At 67.1% G+C, this 13,868-nt stretch carries 16 protein-coding genes; 8 read left to right on the top strand and 8 right to left on the bottom strand.

All coding sequences use genetic code 11. The annotated features are described in order from the left end of the window. The first annotated feature begins 31 nt into the window (after positions 1-31). Entirely contained in the window at positions 32-943 is a 912-nt protein-coding gene (locus tag ACSFBL_RS18585) for a c-type cytochrome (protein WP_435517270.1), read from the top strand. A 15-nt stretch (positions 944-958) separates the two neighbouring features. Here the strand turns inward: ACSFBL_RS18585 and ACSFBL_RS18580 are convergent, their stop codons facing one another. Next, the gene (locus ACSFBL_RS18580; protein ID WP_435517269.1) at positions 959-1,933 is read right to left on the bottom strand and encodes a tripartite tricarboxylate transporter substrate-binding protein; all 975 of its coding nucleotides are present in this window, start codon (positions 1,931-1,933) and stop codon (positions 959-961) included. Positions 1,934-1,966: 33 nt separating this feature from the next. Further along, positions 1,967-3,172, bottom strand: coding sequence for a M20 aminoacylase family protein (locus tag ACSFBL_RS18575; protein ID WP_435517268.1), 1,206 nt, complete (start codon positions 3,170-3,172; stop codon positions 1,967-1,969). A gap of 125 nt (positions 3,173-3,297) precedes the next feature. Here ACSFBL_RS18575 and ACSFBL_RS18570 point away from each other — a divergent pair, with 125 nt between their 5' ends. Continuing rightward, positions 3,298-3,483 carry a hypothetical protein gene (locus ACSFBL_RS18570; RefSeq protein ID WP_435517267.1) on the top strand — a complete coding sequence of 62 codons (186 nt, stop codon included), beginning with the start codon at positions 3,298-3,300 and terminating at the stop codon, positions 3,481-3,483. A 30-nt stretch (positions 3,484-3,513) separates the two neighbouring features. Here ACSFBL_RS18570 and ACSFBL_RS18565 read toward each other — a convergent pair whose 3' ends face one another. Then, positions 3,514-3,825 carry a plasmid stabilization protein gene (locus ACSFBL_RS18565; RefSeq protein WP_435517266.1) on the bottom strand — a complete coding sequence of 104 codons (312 nt, stop codon included), beginning with the start codon at positions 3,823-3,825 and terminating at the stop codon, positions 3,514-3,516. 183 nt (positions 3,826-4,008) lie between these two features. Here ACSFBL_RS18565 and ACSFBL_RS18560 point away from each other — a divergent pair, with 183 nt between their 5' ends. Then, on the top strand, positions 4,009-4,779 hold the full coding sequence (locus ACSFBL_RS18560) for an SGNH/GDSL hydrolase family protein (RefSeq protein WP_435517265.1): 771 nt from the start codon (positions 4,009-4,011) through the stop codon (positions 4,777-4,779). A gap of 4 nt (positions 4,780-4,783) precedes the next feature. Here the strand turns inward: ACSFBL_RS18560 and ACSFBL_RS18555 are convergent, their stop codons facing one another. Continuing rightward, positions 4,784-7,066 (bottom strand): helicase C-terminal domain-containing protein, encoded by a 2,283-nt coding sequence (locus ACSFBL_RS18555; protein WP_435517264.1) that lies wholly within the window; start codon positions 7,064-7,066, stop codon positions 4,784-4,786. Positions 7,067-7,181: 115 nt separating this feature from the next. Further along, positions 7,182-7,589, bottom strand: coding sequence for an EF-hand domain-containing protein (locus tag ACSFBL_RS18550; RefSeq protein WP_435517263.1), 408 nt, complete (start codon positions 7,587-7,589; stop codon positions 7,182-7,184). 137 nt (positions 7,590-7,726) lie between these two features. Here ACSFBL_RS18550 and ACSFBL_RS18545 point away from each other — a divergent pair, with 137 nt between their 5' ends. From ACSFBL_RS18545 to ACSFBL_RS18530, 4 genes are read left to right on the top strand one after another with little or no spacing between them, the layout of a single operon-like run. Then, positions 7,727-8,200, top strand: coding sequence for an ASCH domain-containing protein (locus ACSFBL_RS18545; protein WP_435517262.1), 474 nt, complete (start codon positions 7,727-7,729; stop codon positions 8,198-8,200). Positions 8,201-8,220: 20 nt separating this feature from the next. After that, positions 8,221-8,682, top strand: a complete 462-nt coding sequence (locus ACSFBL_RS18540; RefSeq protein WP_435517261.1) for a GNAT family N-acetyltransferase — start codon at positions 8,221-8,223, stop codon at positions 8,680-8,682. Positions 8,683-8,698: 16 nt separating this feature from the next. Continuing rightward, positions 8,699-9,271 carry a methyltransferase family protein gene (locus ACSFBL_RS18535; protein WP_435517260.1) on the top strand — a complete coding sequence of 191 codons (573 nt, stop codon included), beginning with the start codon at positions 8,699-8,701 and terminating at the stop codon, positions 9,269-9,271. Between the two features lie 19 nt (positions 9,272-9,290). Further along, on the top strand, positions 9,291-9,857 hold the full coding sequence (locus ACSFBL_RS18530) for a cold shock domain-containing protein (RefSeq protein WP_435517259.1): 567 nt from the start codon (positions 9,291-9,293) through the stop codon (positions 9,855-9,857). Between the two features lie 18 nt (positions 9,858-9,875). Here ACSFBL_RS18530 and ACSFBL_RS18525 read toward each other — a convergent pair whose 3' ends face one another. After that, positions 9,876-10,367 (bottom strand): cupin domain-containing protein, encoded by a 492-nt coding sequence (locus tag ACSFBL_RS18525; RefSeq protein WP_435517258.1) that lies wholly within the window; start codon positions 10,365-10,367, stop codon positions 9,876-9,878. 52 nt (positions 10,368-10,419) lie between these two features. Then, positions 10,420-11,715, bottom strand: a complete 1,296-nt coding sequence (locus tag ACSFBL_RS18520; RefSeq protein WP_435517257.1) for an Nramp family divalent metal transporter — start codon at positions 11,713-11,715, stop codon at positions 10,420-10,422. Positions 11,716-11,894: 179 nt separating this feature from the next. Between ACSFBL_RS18520 and ACSFBL_RS18515 the strand changes: the two genes are divergently transcribed. After that, positions 11,895-12,896 carry an SDR family oxidoreductase gene (locus ACSFBL_RS18515; RefSeq protein WP_435517256.1) on the top strand — a complete coding sequence of 334 codons (1,002 nt, stop codon included), beginning with the start codon at positions 11,895-11,897 and terminating at the stop codon, positions 12,894-12,896. Here the strand turns inward: ACSFBL_RS18515 and ACSFBL_RS18510 are convergent. Continuing rightward, positions 12,871-13,824 carry a YihY/virulence factor BrkB family protein gene (locus tag ACSFBL_RS18510; protein ID WP_435517255.1) on the bottom strand — a complete coding sequence of 318 codons (954 nt, stop codon included), beginning with the start codon at positions 13,822-13,824 and terminating at the stop codon, positions 12,871-12,873. The genes ACSFBL_RS18515 and ACSFBL_RS18510 overlap by 26 nt on opposite strands. Positions 13,825-13,868 lie beyond the last annotated feature (44 nt).

The following is a 13,868-nucleotide window of genomic DNA, read 5'->3' as shown; positions in this document are numbered from 1 at the left end:
GCCATTACTCGCTTGCGCTGAAGGTGCTGGCGTGAGCACGACGGCCGGCAAGCGCTGGCTGAAGCGCATCGTCGTCGCGCTGGTGGCACTTCTTGCACTCGCCGCGGCAGCACTCTTCACGGGCGACCAATTGGCGCGCCACAAGATGGAGCGCAAGGTCGACATCGCCGTACAAGGCGTTCCCTTTCGCGATGACGCCGCGTCGCTCGAACGGGGACGCTACCTCTTCGCATCGCGCGGCTGCGTCGACTGTCACGGCGCGAAGGGCGGTGGCGCGGTGTTCGTCGACGACGGGAAGGGCATGCGGATCGCAGGCCCCAATATCAGCCCCGGCCCGGGCAACGTCGTCGCAGGCTACACGCCCGAGGACTGGGTGCGTTCGATCCGCCACGGCGTCAACCCGAAGGGCCACGCGCTCATGGTGATGCCCAGCGAGGACTACAACCGCCTGACCGACGACGACCTGGCTTCGCTGGTCGCCTACCTGCGCCACATGGCGCCCGCATCCGGGGGCGGCCCGGTGCTCGACCTGCCCCTGCCCGTGCGCGCCTTCTACGGCTTCGGCCTGATACAGGATGCCGCCTCCAAGATCGACCACGTGCGGCCGCCCGAGCAGCCCGTGCCCGACGGCGTGAACGTGACGCACGGCGCCTACGTCGCCAACATGTGCCAGGGCTGCCACGGCGCCAAGCTCAGTGGGGGCAAGATTCCCGGCGGCCCACCGGATTGGCCGGCCGCGGCCAATCTCACGCCGGGCGAGGGCACCGCGATGACACGCTACGCCGATGCCGACGCGTTCGCCGCCATGTTCAAGAGCGGCAAGCGTCCCGACGGCACGCCGGTGAAGGTGATGCCCTTCGGCTCGCTCAGCGCGATGAGCGACACCGACGTGCGCGCACTGTTCCTGTACCTCAAGACCTTGCCGGCAAGTCCGCACGGCTAGGGCGGCGGCACGGCGTCAGTCGACCTTCGCGCCCGACGCCTTGACCACCGCGCCCATCGCATCCCAGTCGGCGCGCAACAGCTTCTGGAACGCCTCGGCGCTCTGGCTGCGAGGCTCGACGCCCAGGCGCTTGAAACGCTCCTGGATCGCCGGATCCGCTAGCACCTTGTTGGTCGCGGCGTTGAGCCGGTCGACCTCCGCCTTGGGCGTTCCCGCCGGCGCGAGCAGGCCGATCCAGGAATCGAAGGCGTAGCCCGGCAGGCCGCTCTCCGCGACAGTCGGCAGGTTCGGCAGGAAGGGACTGCGCTCCTGGCCGGTGGAGGCCAGCAGTTTCATGCGGGGATCGTTCTGGAAGCCGATCACGCCGATGCTCGACGAGATCACCGCCTGAACGCGGCCCGCGAGCACTTCGTTCACAGCCTCGCCGGTCGACTTGGTCGGGATGTGCGTCATGTGCAGGCCCGCCTTGGCGAGGAACGATGCCATCGCCAGGTGCGTGGCACTGCCATTGCCGGCCGATGCGTAGTTGAACATCCCCGGATTGGCCTTGACCAGCTTGATGAAGTCGGCCGTGCTCGACACGTTCAGGTCGCCCGCCACCGCCAGCACGTAGCCGGCGTTGCCGATGTTCGCGACGCCCACGAAGTCCTTCAGCGGGTCGTAGGGCAGCTTGCTGTAGAGAAAGCCCGCGATGTGATGGCTGGCCGCCGCGAGCACCAGCGTATTGCCATCGGCCGGGGCCTTGGCCGCGATGGCCGCGCCCACCGTGCCGCCCGCGCCGGCGCGGTTCTCGACGATCACCGCGGCGTTGAGCGCGGTGCCGAGTTCGCTGTTGAAGGCGCGCGCGACCGTGTCCTGCACCGCGCCCGTGCCGAAGGGCACGACGATGTGGATCACGCGCTGCTGCGCAAGGGCAGGGCCCACGGCCCCGAGCGCCAGTGCGCTGGCTGCCGCGAGAACGGCCGAACGTCGTGTGGAGTGAAACGTCATCGTTGAGAGCACTTTCCGTATCGGTGGAGGGGATCAGGCGCCGGCGCCGACCGGGAGCCAACGCTCCACCAGCTTCACGAAGTAGCTGGCACCGATCGGGATGATCTCGTCGTTGAAGTCGAACGAGGTGTTGTGGATGATGCAGGGCCCGGGCCCATGGCCGTCGAGCCGATGGTCGCCGTCGCCATTGCCGAGGAAGGCATAGCAGCCCGGTCGTACCTGCAGCATGTGGGCGAAGTCCTCCGCGCCCATCACGGCCGGGAAGTCGTCGGTCACCATGTCGTCGCCCACCACTTCACGCATCACGCTCGCCGCGAAGCGGGCCTCGGCCGCATGGTTGACGATTGGCGGCGACGCACGGTTGAAGATGATCTCCGCCGTGCACTCGTGGGCAGCGGCCACGCCCTCGGCGACCGTGCGTAGGCGGGCCTCGATCTTGTCGAGTGCGTCGATCGAGAAGGTACGCACCGTGCCGCCGACCGTGGCCGAATCGGGAATGACGTTGGGCGCGTCCGAACCCTGGAGCTGCGTGACGGCCAGCAGGGCGCGCTCGGTGCTCGCGATGGTGCGCGGCACGATCGTCTGCAACTGCTGCGCGAGCGTGACGACGGCCGCCACCGGATCGATGCCGGTATGCGGCATCGAGGCGTGCGTGCCGCGGCCGCGCAGGGTGATCCTGTAGGTATTGCTCGACGCCATGAGCGCGCCTTCGTTGAGCGCGAAACGCCCCACGTCGCCCACAGGGAAGTTGTGCAGCGCAAACACCGCATCGCACGGAAAGCGCTCGAAAAGGCCGTCCTGGATCATCTTCTTCGCGCCCGCCTTGCCCATCTCCTCGGCCGGCTGGAAGATGAAGTGAACCGTGCCGTCGAACTGGCTGCCCTTCTGCGCCAGGTGCCAGGCGGCCGCCAGCAGCATGGCGGTGTGGCCGTCGTGGCCGCACGCGTGCATGCGGCCGGCGTTGGTGGATTTGTGGGCGAACTCGTTCGCTTCGTGCAAGGGCAACGCATCCATGTCCGCGCGCAGGCCGATGGTGCGCGTGCCAGTGCCGCGACGGAGCACGCCGACAAGACCGGTGCCGGCAATGCCGCGATGCACCTCGATGCCCCATTCCTCCAGCAGCTTGGCCACCTTTTCGGAAGTGCGGTGCTCTTCGAAGCCGAGCTCCGGATGGGCGTGGATGTCGCGGCGGATCGCGACGAAACGGGTGACGTCCGCAAAGGAATCGGCAAGGTTCATGGAGCGAGGTCGGAAGGAACGAGCCACGGATTCTGGCTCAGTCCGGCACCGCGCGTGCATGCGCAGTTGGCCCCGACGACCTGAAGCCCTACGATGGCTCCAATGCCCCCCGATGGAGTTTCGACATGAGCAACGAACTGCGCAACAAGCTGCATGAACTGCAGGAGCTATCGAACAACGCGCCCGATCCGCAGACGCGCGCGATCATCGAGGCGCTGCGGTTGCAGACCGCGATCCTCAACGAGCGCCTGTTCCGGATCGAGCTTCAGCTCACCGAAGTCACCAGGCGCTGGGACGCCGACCCCGCCTGATCCGGCGGAGAAGCGCCTCGGCGCCGCCGGTCAGCTCCGGTGCTCGGCGTTGCGCTTGCGAGTGGCCGCGGCCTTCTTCGCCGAAGCGGAACGCTCTGCCGCACTTCGCGACGCGGACGCCGCGCCGCCCAGCTTTCCGCCCTTGTGGGCCGGCGCATGGTTCTCGGCCTTGCCGCGGCCGGAGCTGCTCTTCTTGCCACCGCCGGTCTCCGCATTCACGGTCGCCCAGGCGCGGCGCTCCGCTTCACCCTTACCGACGCCGCGATGCTCGTAGCCCTTCTCGATGTGCTCGGCCTGGCGCTTCTGCTTGCCCGTGTACGACGACTTGTCACCCTTTGGCATGGTGTTGCTCCTTTTGATCTGGAGCAACCCATGTTTGCCAACTCGCTTGCGCAGTGGGTAGGAAGAGCCGGGCGGTCCGTGTCAGTGCTCGCTTTCACGGCGCGCACGCTGGCCGTTCGGCCGCTTCCTACACGCCGGCGAACTCGCTACCTTTACGCTTGAGACATTCGACGAGGAAAGCGCGTGAAACGCCACAACACTGCAGCTATCGCCGGCCTGTCCGTGCTGGTCGGGCTGGCCGCCGCCACCGCAGGCTATGCCGCCATTCGCCTGCGCGAATCGGCCCGCCTGGCACGCAAGAGCCACCCCTTCGACAAGCTCGCGCGGCCCGAGGGCGCCCGCCTGCTCGTGGTCGGCGACAGCACCGCCGAAGGGACGGGCGCTACCGACCCGGCCTGCAGCCTGCCGGGCCTGCTATGCCGGGCGAACCCGTGGCTGACCGTCGTCAACAGGGGCCATGCCGGCGCGAGGTTCGAGGACTTCCTCTCGCAGCTGAAAGGGGACGAGCGCTTCGATGCCGTGCTGGTCGTCGGCGGCGGCAACGACGTCATCCGCATGACGCGCGATGCGGCCCTGCGCGACAGAATCCGGCGCGTCGCCCAGCGCGCGCGGGTGCGGGCCGACCTGGTGGTGTTCATGCCGCCGGGCAACCTCGGCAGTGCGAAGTTCTTCCTTCCGCCGTGGAACTGGTGGATGACCTACCAATCGCGCCGGCTGCAGGCCATCGTCGCGGCCGAGGCGCAGGCCAACGGCGCCCTGCATGTCTCGCTGTTCCGCGAGCGCGAGGATGATCCGTTCGCGCGCCATCCCCAGCGCATGAGTGCGCGAGACGGCCTTCATCCCAGCGACGCGGGCTACGAACTCTGGCAGCGCGAACTCGAAACGCAGACACAGTTGTCCGCCAAGCTCCGCAAGATCGGCCGCGGCGCCGCGACGCGCGGCCCCGCCTTCTGATCGCCTACCGCTGCGCCGCGAACAACGGCTGCACGCGCCACCAGGCGGGCAGCAGCGCGCGGATTTCCTGTCGGGCAAAGCGGTCGTCCAGCAGGTAGAGCACGCCCGCATCGGTCTCCGTGCGGATGACGCGGCCGGCGGCCTGCACCACTTTCTGCAAGCCGGGGTAGACGTAGGTGTATTCGTAGCCGTCGCCGAACAGCGCGTGCATGCGCTCGCGCATGACTTCGTTGGGCTCGTTGTACTGCGGCAGCCCCAGGCTCGCGACGAAGGCGCCGACCAGCCTGTCGCCCGGCAGGTCGATGCCCTCGCCGAAAGCGCCGCCCAGCACCGCGAATCCGATGCCTTGGCCGCCGGTAGCGAAGCGTGCCAGGAAGGCATCGCGATCCGCCTCCCGCATCCCGCGGGACTGCGACCATGAAGGGATCTGCGGATGCGCCTCGGCGAATGTCGCGGAAGCACTCGCGAGATAGTCGAAGCTGCTGAAGAAGGCGAGGTAGTTGCCCGGGCGCTCGGCGAACTGGCTCGCGATGATGTCGGTCAGGGCCTTCAGCGATCGTTCGCGGTCGCGGAAGCGGGTCGAGACATCCATCGCCACCCTCACCGTCAATTGCTCGCTTCGGAAGGGCGAGCCCACGTCGAGCGTGGCCGTGTCCTCCGGCAGGCCCAGCGTGTCGCGATAGAACGAGAAGGGCGCCAGGGTGCCGGAGAAGCAGGCTGCGGAGCTGCAGTCGGCGAACCGGCTCTGGAGGAAGGGCGCAGGCACGAGGTTGCGGATCGCCAGGCTGCGCGCGCCGTCATCGCCCACGCTGCACTCGAAGACCGAATGCTTGCCAAAAGAGTCGGCCAGGCGCGCGAAGCGGAGAAGCTCGAAGAAGCACTCCTGCAGCAGGCCTTGCGCATCGTCCGGCCTCGCCGTGAAATGCTCCGCCATCGTGCCGACCGCATCCAGCAGGGCACGCGCGAAACGCTCGGGGATCTCGTCGCGCGCCTCGTAGGCAGCGACCTGGTCCCTCTGCAGCAACTGCCACTCGCGCTGCAGCTGCCCGAGCACCGTCTTGATGAAGGCCGGCGCCTTCGCGCGCACGGCATCCACGGTCGAAGCGTCCAGCTGCGCGGAATACATGCCCCGCGCGCGATCCAGCAGGTTGTGCGCCTCGTCGACCAGCAGCGCGACGCGCCACTCCTCCTCTTTCATCAATCCGAAGAGGAAGGCACTGCCGTCGAAGTAGTAGTTGTAGTCGCCGACGATCACGTCGCTCCACCGCACCATTTCCTGCGCGAGGAAGTAGGGGCAGATCTCGTGCGAGAGCGCGATGCGCCGCAGGGCGGTCCGATCGAGCCACGCGTCCTGCACCGCCTCGCTGCGCGCGGCCGGCAGCCGGTCGTAGAAGCCACGCGCCAGCGGGCAGGCTTCGCCATTGCAGGCGCGGCCGGGGTATTCGCAGGCCTTCTCGCGCGCAGTGAGTTCCAGCACGCGCAGCGGTGCGCGCTCGCGGTCCAGCGTGCGCAGTGCGTTCAGTGCGATTGATCGGCCGGAAGTCTTGGCGGTGAGGAAGTAGATCTTGTCCAGCTTCTGCGCGGGCCGGGCCTTGAGCAGCGGGAAGAGGGTGGCGACCGTCTTGCCGATGCCCGTGGGCGCCTGCGCAAGCAGGCAGCGCTTCGAGAGCGCACCGCGGTACACCGCCTGCGCCAGATCGCGCTGCCCCGAACGGAATTCGCCGTGCGGGAAGCTCAACGCACCGAGCGCTCCGTCGACTTCGGCGCGGTGTCTGGCCTCCTGCTCGGCCCACGCGAGGAAGCGGCTGCCGAGCAGTTCGAAATGCTCGCGCAGGCCCTGTCGCGTGCAGGCCTCTTCGAGCACCACTTCGCGTTCCGTGCCCAGATCGAAATAGACCAGCGCCACTTCGACCCGTTCCAGCGCGTCGCGCTCGCACAGCATCCAGGCGTAGGTCCGGGCCTGTGCCCAGTGCAGCGCGCGATGGTTGGCCTTGATGGCCTCGAAGTCGCCGCGGAAGGTCTTGATTTCCTCGACCCGCCGACGATGCGGGTCGTAGCCGTCCGCGCGTCCGCGCACGTGCAGCCGCTCGTACTGGGAGGCGAGCGAGATCTCGGTTTCGTAGGCCGGGCCTCGGCGCGCCTGGACCGTGCGATGGCCGGCCTGCCCCTCCTGCGCGCTCGGCGCAGGGACGAAGCGCAGATCGAGGTCGCCCGCCTTCGCGGCGAACGCGCAGAGCGTCTTCACCGAAACCGTGAAAGCGGGGGACGAGGATGTTGCGGCGGGCATGCGGGCTCCAGCGCCTGGACACTGGATGGACGTACACATGTTAGCGGTGAATCGCCGCTTTCGATGGCTCGCGCCGATGCATAGCGCACCGCCTCTGCCCGCGTGCGAAAGGCTCCTACTTGGCCTTCAGCGTCAATGCCCGAAGGTATTCCGACAGGTCCAGCGTGCCGTCGTTGTCCGGATTGGCCTGATCGAAAGTCTTCTTGCCCTTGATGCCCGCGTTCGCCGCTTCCTTGCGATCGAGCGTTCCGTCCTTGTCGGGATTGGCCTTCTCGAACTGATAGCTCACAGCCGCCATGAACTCCTTGATGTCGAGGGTCCCGTCCTTGTCAGGGTTCGCATGGTCGAAGGCTTGTCTGGAGATGCCGAACTTCGCGGCTTCGGCTCGGCTGACCGTGCCGTCGTTGTCGGGGTCGGCCTTCCTGAATGCCGCGGCAATCTCTGCTTCCGTCGGCTGCCCGCCGGCTGCGAGCGCGGTCAAGGACACCAGGGCCGTCGCGACTGCTGTCAGAAGCGCTTTCATGGAATACCTCGCTTTCGATGCGCAAGCATGCGTGCGCGGCCGTCGCTCACCTGTCGGCAATGAACCTATGATCCGGTCGGTTCGAATCCGGCAATCGTTGCCGCTCGACGCTGTCGCCCGCCCCTGTGTGAGAGCTCGTGAACATTCCTTCAAGCATCGCCATGTTCTGGGCCGCCTTCTGTACTGAAGTCGGAGAAGACTGCTCCGCCCGGTTCTTGGAGGCCTTCCACTTCGACGACAACGAGCCCAGCGCCAACGAACTGGCCGATCTCGTGCTGGCCGACGTCAAGCGGGCTACCGCCAGTCTTGTGTGGTCGTTGGAGAGCGCAGGTCGCTCCCCACCCCGGCCGGGCGCCCTCAGCGTGGTCACCTACTGGGATGGAACCCCTGCCTGCGTCATCGAGACCCTGCAAGTCGAAGTCATGCCGTTCGAGCAAGTCAACGCTGAGTTCGCTGCGGCCGAGGGGGAAGGCGACGGGTCGTTGGCGTATTGGCGCCGCGTGCACTGGGCATACTTCGGCCGTGAGTGCGCCCGTGTGGGCCGTCAACCCAGTCTCGCCATGCCTGTCGCGTGCGAGCGTTTCAACGTCGTCTACCGGCCCACCGGCTGAAGCCCACGGAGTCGTCTTTCGTGCCTGAACAATTCATCATCCGCCCGGCCGTCGAAGGCGACTTCGCTGCATGGCTGCCGCTCTGGGATGGCTACAACGCGTTCTACGGCCGCAGCGGAGCGACCGCATTGCCGGCCGGGGTCACGCGGACGACGTGGTCGCGTTTTCTCGACGACAACGAGCCCATGCATGCGCTGATGGCCGAAGGCCCATCAGGGCTCCTCGGCCTCGCTCATTTTCTTTTCCATCGCAGCACCAACCAGCTCGGTCGGAGCTGCTATCTGCAGGATCTGTTCACGGTCGAGGCTGCGAGAGGAAAGGGCGTCGCGCGCGCGCTCATCGACGAGGTCTATCGACGAGCGAAGGCCGCCGGTGCCGCGCGGGTGTACTGGCAGACCCATGAGACCAACGCCGTTGCGATGGCGCTCTACGACAAGGTGGCCGAGAAATCGGGCTTCGTCGTCTATCGGAAGATGCTCTGACCCAAGGGCCTTCGCCATGCATCTCGTCTACCGATACCTGTTCCCCGCCCTGTGGCTGAGCTGGGCCGCCTATTGGTGGGCGATGTCGCGCAACGTCAAGGCGACCGTGCGCCATGAGTCGGTTCGCTCGCGGATGGCGCACATCGTTCCGCTCGCGATGGCTGCGGCCCTCCTGTGGATCCCGAACCCGTCACTCCGGCTCCTCGCGGAACACATCCTTCCTCGTACCGCATGGGCCTTCTGGATCGGCGCGGCCGTCACCCTTTTGGGCCTGCTGTTCAGCGTCTGGGCGCGCGTTTATCTGGGCAGGAATTGGAGCGGCACGGTCACGCTCAAGCAGGGCCACGAACTCATCACCGGCGGGCCCTACGGCATCGTCCGTCATCCGATCTACACCGGGCTGCTGCTGGGCGTCGTGGGCTCAGCCTTCGCCCGAGGCGACCTCGCAGGCGCAGTGGCCGTCGCGCTGGCCGTCTGGGCCTTGTGGCGCAAGCTCCGCATCGAGGAGCGCTGGATGCGCGAGCAGTTCGGCGAAGCGTATGTGGCCTATAGCCGGCGCGTGGCGGCGCTTGTTCCGTTTGTCCTGTGAGTCGCGGGGAGGCGGAAACATGGATCTGACCGGAAAGCTCAGTCGATGGAATGACGACCGCGGGTTCGGCTTCATCGCGCCGCGAAACGGTGGCCGCGAGTTGTTCGTCCACATCAGCGCGTTTCCAAAAGATGGATCGCGTCCAACGGTGGGCGAGACGCTCACCTATGAACTGGGCCGCGGCAGGGACGGAAAGCCGCAGGCGGTGAACGTCTATCGGCAGGCGCTCGGAAAGCCATCCACATACCCGCGTAGCCAGTCGAAGCGCACCTACGAGCGACGCTCTCCGGTCAGCGGGCTTGTCGGCCTCGTCCTGGTGGTCGCCATCGGGGCCTTCGGTTACGCGCAGTACCAGCGGCATCGGGTGCGTCTGGCGCCAGTCGCCGAACTGCCGACCCGAGAACCGGTCCTCGCCGAGCCCATGCCCAGCCGTTTCCGATGCGACGGGCGGACGCATTGCTCGCAGATGACCTCGTGCAGCGAGGCCACGTTCTTCCTGAAGAACTGTCCCGGCACTCAAATGGATGGAAACCACGACGGCGTGCCCTGCGAGCAGCAATGGTGTACGGGCCCCTTCGCAAAGTAATCGTGGATTCGCCGGGCGCTATGGCAAGCGAACGCCAGCCGCCGCCGCAGCGGCCCGAACCCGCGGCGGCCAGTTGATGTTGCCCGGATCGCGCCCGCTGGCGATGCCGATGAGATAGGCGGGCTCGGAGGCGATGTTCCTGAAGCCGCGGGAAACGCCCGGCGGTATCGCGATCGTGTCCCAGGTCTCGAGCACCACGCTGCGCTCGCCGGCCGGGCCCCAGAAAATCTCCCATCGACCCGAGAGGGCGACGAAGACTTCCTGCGTCAGATGGTTGTGAAGCGGCGCCGACTTGCCGGGATCGCAGCACACGATGTTGAGATGAAAGTCCTCGGCCGGAAGGGGTGCGGCGGGCTGCGTTCCAACGACGCGCCAGGTGCTTCGCTCGCAACCCGGAATGGACGAATCGACGTAGTCGTCGGTCGGGCTCAGCGAACGGAAGCGCGCGACGCAAGCCTCCATCTCCGTGACGGTCGGATTCGCGTCGGTGATCGGGGCCGTGGGTGACATGGCTTGCTCCTCAGGCATCGGCAGGCCAGTGTAGTTTCCTGCGTGCTTCCGATCATCCGATGGAAACCACGCCCAGCGCCACGGATGCCGCCCCCATCGCCCCGGTGGCAAGCCAGCCCAGCACTACCCACTTGCGCGGCAGCACCATCTCGCGCATCACCTTGCGGCTCGACGCCGCGATCATCACGGCCGCCATCACCGGCACGGAAATGACGGCATTGATCACCGCGGCCCAGTAGAGCGCCGAGATCGGGTTGAGGCCCGAGAGACTGATCGCGACGCCGATCGCCATGGCGGCGGCCAGGATGCCGTAGAAACTGCGACCCTGCGCCGGCGTCAGATCCAGGCCCTTGCGCAAGTGGAAGTAGCTCGCGACCGCCTCCGCGGCGGAGCCGGCGAGCACGGGCAGCGCGAGCATGCCGGTACCGATGATGCCGAGCGCGAACAGCAGGAAGGCCGCGTCGCCTGCGATTGGACGCAATGCGGCAGCCGCCTGTGCGGTGGAGTCGATCTGCGTCTGGCCATTCGCATGCAAGGTCGCGGCCGCGGCGGTAATGACGAAGAAGGCGATCAGGTTCGAGAACCCCATGCCCACCGCCGTGTCGATGCGAAGGCGGCGCAACTGGCGCCGCGCCTGCTCGGGCGCGATGCGCAGCGGCTGGTCCTCGGGGACGCGCTTGATGTCCTGAACTTCCTGCGAGGCCTGCCAGAAGAAGAGGTAGGGGCTGATGGTGGTCCCGAGGATGGCGACGATGGTCGTCACGTACTCCCTGCTCCAATGGAAGGACGGCGCGAACACGCCGCGCATCGCCTCACCCCAGTCGACGTGGACCGCAAAGACGACGCCCACGTAGGCGAAGAGCGAGAGCGTGAGCCACTTGAGCACGCGCACGTAGCGCTCATAGCTCATGAAGACCTGCAGCAACAGAGACAGCACGCCGAAGCCCGCCGCATACCAGGCCGCATGGCCGTGCAGCACGAGCGCGGCCGAGTCGCCCATGGCGCTCAGGTCCGCGCCGAGGTTGATCACGTTGGCGACCAGCAGCAGCAGCACCAGCGAAGCCACCATCCAGCGGGGACAAAAGCGCGCGAAGGTCTCGGTGAGGTTCTTGCCGGTCACGCGGCCGATGCGCGCGCTGGCCAGCTGGATGCCCATCATCAGCGGAAAGGTGATCAGCAGCGTCCAGCCCACGCCGTAGCCGAACTGGGCGCCGGCCTGCGAATAGGTGGCGATGCCGCTGGGGTCGTCGTCCGCCGCGCCGGTGATCAGTCCGGGCCCGAGCTTCGACCACCAGCGTTCACTGGTCGGTGGGGTACCGCCGGTCGCAAGGTTCGAAGGGGCGCTCATGAAGACTCCGCATGTCGCAGCGTCCGGACTTTGATGCGAAGTCGCGGCAAGCGAGATAGGTGCGGGGCCCGGCGCACTGTGGGACGTCATCGACGTCTGCGCGGGGGATGCGGCCTTGGATGACACGGCGCACCGCGAAGCCTGCCTACGGTGGGGCATTCTTTCCAGGAGCGCTTCAAATGACTTCACCCCACGACCCATCGAGTCCCGACACCGGCGACGTCGCCGTCCAGCACCGAAAGGTGCAGCGCGAGCAGGACGACAAGGACCGCGCCGCCGACACCAAGGCCAAGAGCAAGAAGCCGATGCAGGCCGGCCACGTGCCCGAGCCCGAGAACCCCATGCCGTCGCAGCATCTGAAAAAACCCGGCATCGAGGCCGACATGGACCTCCAGCCGCGCTTCAAGGCCTCCGGCTATCTGGGCAGCGGCAAGCTCAACGGAATGGTCGCGCTCGTGACGGGCGGCGACTCGGGCATCGGTCGTGCGGTGGCGCTGCTGTATGCGCGGGAAGGTGCGGAAGTCGCGATCGTCTACCTCGAGGAAGAGCAGGTCGATGCGGAGGAAACCAAGCGCTGCATCGAGGCCGAGGGCCAGCACTGCGTGCTGATTCCGGGCGACGTGCGCGATCCCGCTTTCTGCAAGCAGGCGGTGCAGGAAACGCTGCAGGCCTTCGGCAAGCTCGACATCCTCGTGAACAACGCGGCGTTCCAGCTGCACGCGGCATCCATCGAGGACATCACGGACGAGCGGCTCGACCTCACGTTGCGGACCAACGTCGTCGGGTACTTCCAGATGGCGCGCGCGGCGGTACCGCACCTCCCGAAGGGTGGATCGATCATCAACACAGGTTCGGTCACGGGGCTGGAAGGCAGCGCGCAACTGCTCGACTATTCGACGACCAAAGGCGCGATCCATGCCTTCACCAAATCGCTCGCCAGCAACCTGCTGGACAAGGGCATTCGCGTGAACGCGGTGGCGCCTGGCCCGGTGTGGACGCCGCTCAACCCCGCTGACCGCTCCGGCGACGAGGTTAAGGACTTCGGCAAGGACACCGACATGAAGCGTCCCGCCCAGCCCGAGGAACTGTCGCCGGCCTATGTGTTCCTCGCGGCGCCGTGCTGCTCGAGCTACATCACCGGCATCGTGCTGCCGATCACGGGGAGTGTGGGCGCGGTCTAGCGTGGGGCGGGGTCGGCACGCGATCCGTGCCGGCCTCGGCCTCCTTCGCCATGACCTTGGTGGCGGCCAGGGCCTTGGCGCCTGCGACCGAGCCGTGCTCGTTGGCATACACCTTGGTGAACTCCGCGCCGAGCAGGAAGATCTGCGCGGCGTAGTAGACCCACGCGAGCAGCACCACGAGCGAGCCGGCGGCCGCGAAGGATTCGGTGACGCCGCTCTTGCCGATGTAGAGCCCGATCAGCAGCTTGCCGACCTCGAACAGAACCGCGGTCACGGCGGCACCGATCCACACATCGCGCCACGCGATCGGCGCCGTCGGCATGAGCTTGAAGATCATCGCGAAGAGCAGCGTCGTGATCGTCAGCGACACGAGCACGTTGAGTACCTGCAGCAGGACCTCCCAACCCGGGAGCATCCCGCCGGCCCAGGTGCCGAAGGCGGCCACGGCGGCGCTCACGATCAGCGACACCATCAGCAGGAAGGCGAGCCCCAGGATCAGGCCGAAAGACAGCAGCCGTGCCCGCAGCACGGCCCAGACGCCGGAAGGCTTGTCTTTTTCCGGCACGTGCCAGATGCGGTCGAGCGCACTCTGCAGTTCGGCGAAGACTGTCGTCGCACCCACCACTAGCACGACGATGCTGACCACCCCGGCGATCAGGCCCCGCTCAGGCTCGCTCGCGCTGCGCACCAGCCCCTGCACCGCGATCGCGCCATCGCGGCCGATCAGCCCGGTGAGCTGCGCGACGATCTCGCCCTGCACCGCTTCGCGCCCGAACAGCGCGCCTGCAATCGCGATGACGATCACCAGCAGCGGCGCCAGCGAAAACATCGTGTAGTACGAGATGGCGGCACCCATGCTCGGTGCCAGGTCGTCGATCCAGGCCATCACGGCCTTGCGGCAGAGGTCGAAGAGATGACTGGGCTTCATGGCTATTGGGCGGAGTCGAGAGCGACACTGTCGCTCCCGCGCGG

The organism is Variovorax glacialis (assembly GCF_051216375.1).
Lineage (GTDB): Bacteria > Pseudomonadota > Gammaproteobacteria > Burkholderiales > Burkholderiaceae_C > Variovorax.
Note: the sequence above shows the minus strand (reverse complement) of the source record. Positions and strands in the feature narration are given on the sequence as shown.

Bases quoted from the DNA above. Each gene is read 5' to 3' on its own strand.
- ACSFBL_RS18580 (WP_435517269.1), bottom strand. From the start codon at position 1,933: ATGACGTTTCACTCCACACGACGTTCGGCCGTTCTCGCGGCAGCCAGC.
- ACSFBL_RS18575 (WP_435517268.1), bottom strand. From the start codon at position 3,172: ATGAACCTTGCCGATTCCTTTGCGGACGTCACCCGTTTCGTCGCGATC.
- ACSFBL_RS18570 (WP_435517267.1), top strand. From the start codon at position 3,298: ATGAGCAACGAACTGCGCAACAAGCTGCATGAACTGCAGGAGCTATCG.
- ACSFBL_RS18565 (WP_435517266.1), bottom strand. From the start codon at position 3,825: ATGCCAAAGGGTGACAAGTCGTCGTACACGGGCAAGCAGAAGCGCCAG.
- ACSFBL_RS18555 (WP_435517264.1), bottom strand. From the start codon at position 7,066: ATGCCCGCCGCAACATCCTCGTCCCCCGCTTTCACGGTTTCGGTGAAG.
- ACSFBL_RS18550 (WP_435517263.1), bottom strand. From the start codon at position 7,589: ATGAAAGCGCTTCTGACAGCAGTCGCGACGGCCCTGGTGTCCTTGACC.
- ACSFBL_RS18535 (WP_435517260.1), top strand. From the start codon at position 8,699: ATGCATCTCGTCTACCGATACCTGTTCCCCGCCCTGTGGCTGAGCTGG.
- ACSFBL_RS18530 (WP_435517259.1), top strand. From the start codon at position 9,291: ATGGATCTGACCGGAAAGCTCAGTCGATGGAATGACGACCGCGGGTTC.
- ACSFBL_RS18525 (WP_435517258.1), bottom strand. From the start codon at position 10,367: ATGTCACCCACGGCCCCGATCACCGACGCGAATCCGACCGTCACGGAG.
- ACSFBL_RS18520 (WP_435517257.1), bottom strand. From the start codon at position 11,715: ATGAGCGCCCCTTCGAACCTTGCGACCGGCGGTACCCCACCGACCAGT.
- ACSFBL_RS18515 (WP_435517256.1), top strand. From the start codon at position 11,895: ATGACTTCACCCCACGACCCATCGAGTCCCGACACCGGCGACGTCGCC.
- ACSFBL_RS18510 (WP_435517255.1), bottom strand. From the start codon at position 13,824: ATGAAGCCCAGTCATCTCTTCGACCTCTGCCGCAAGGCCGTGATGGCC.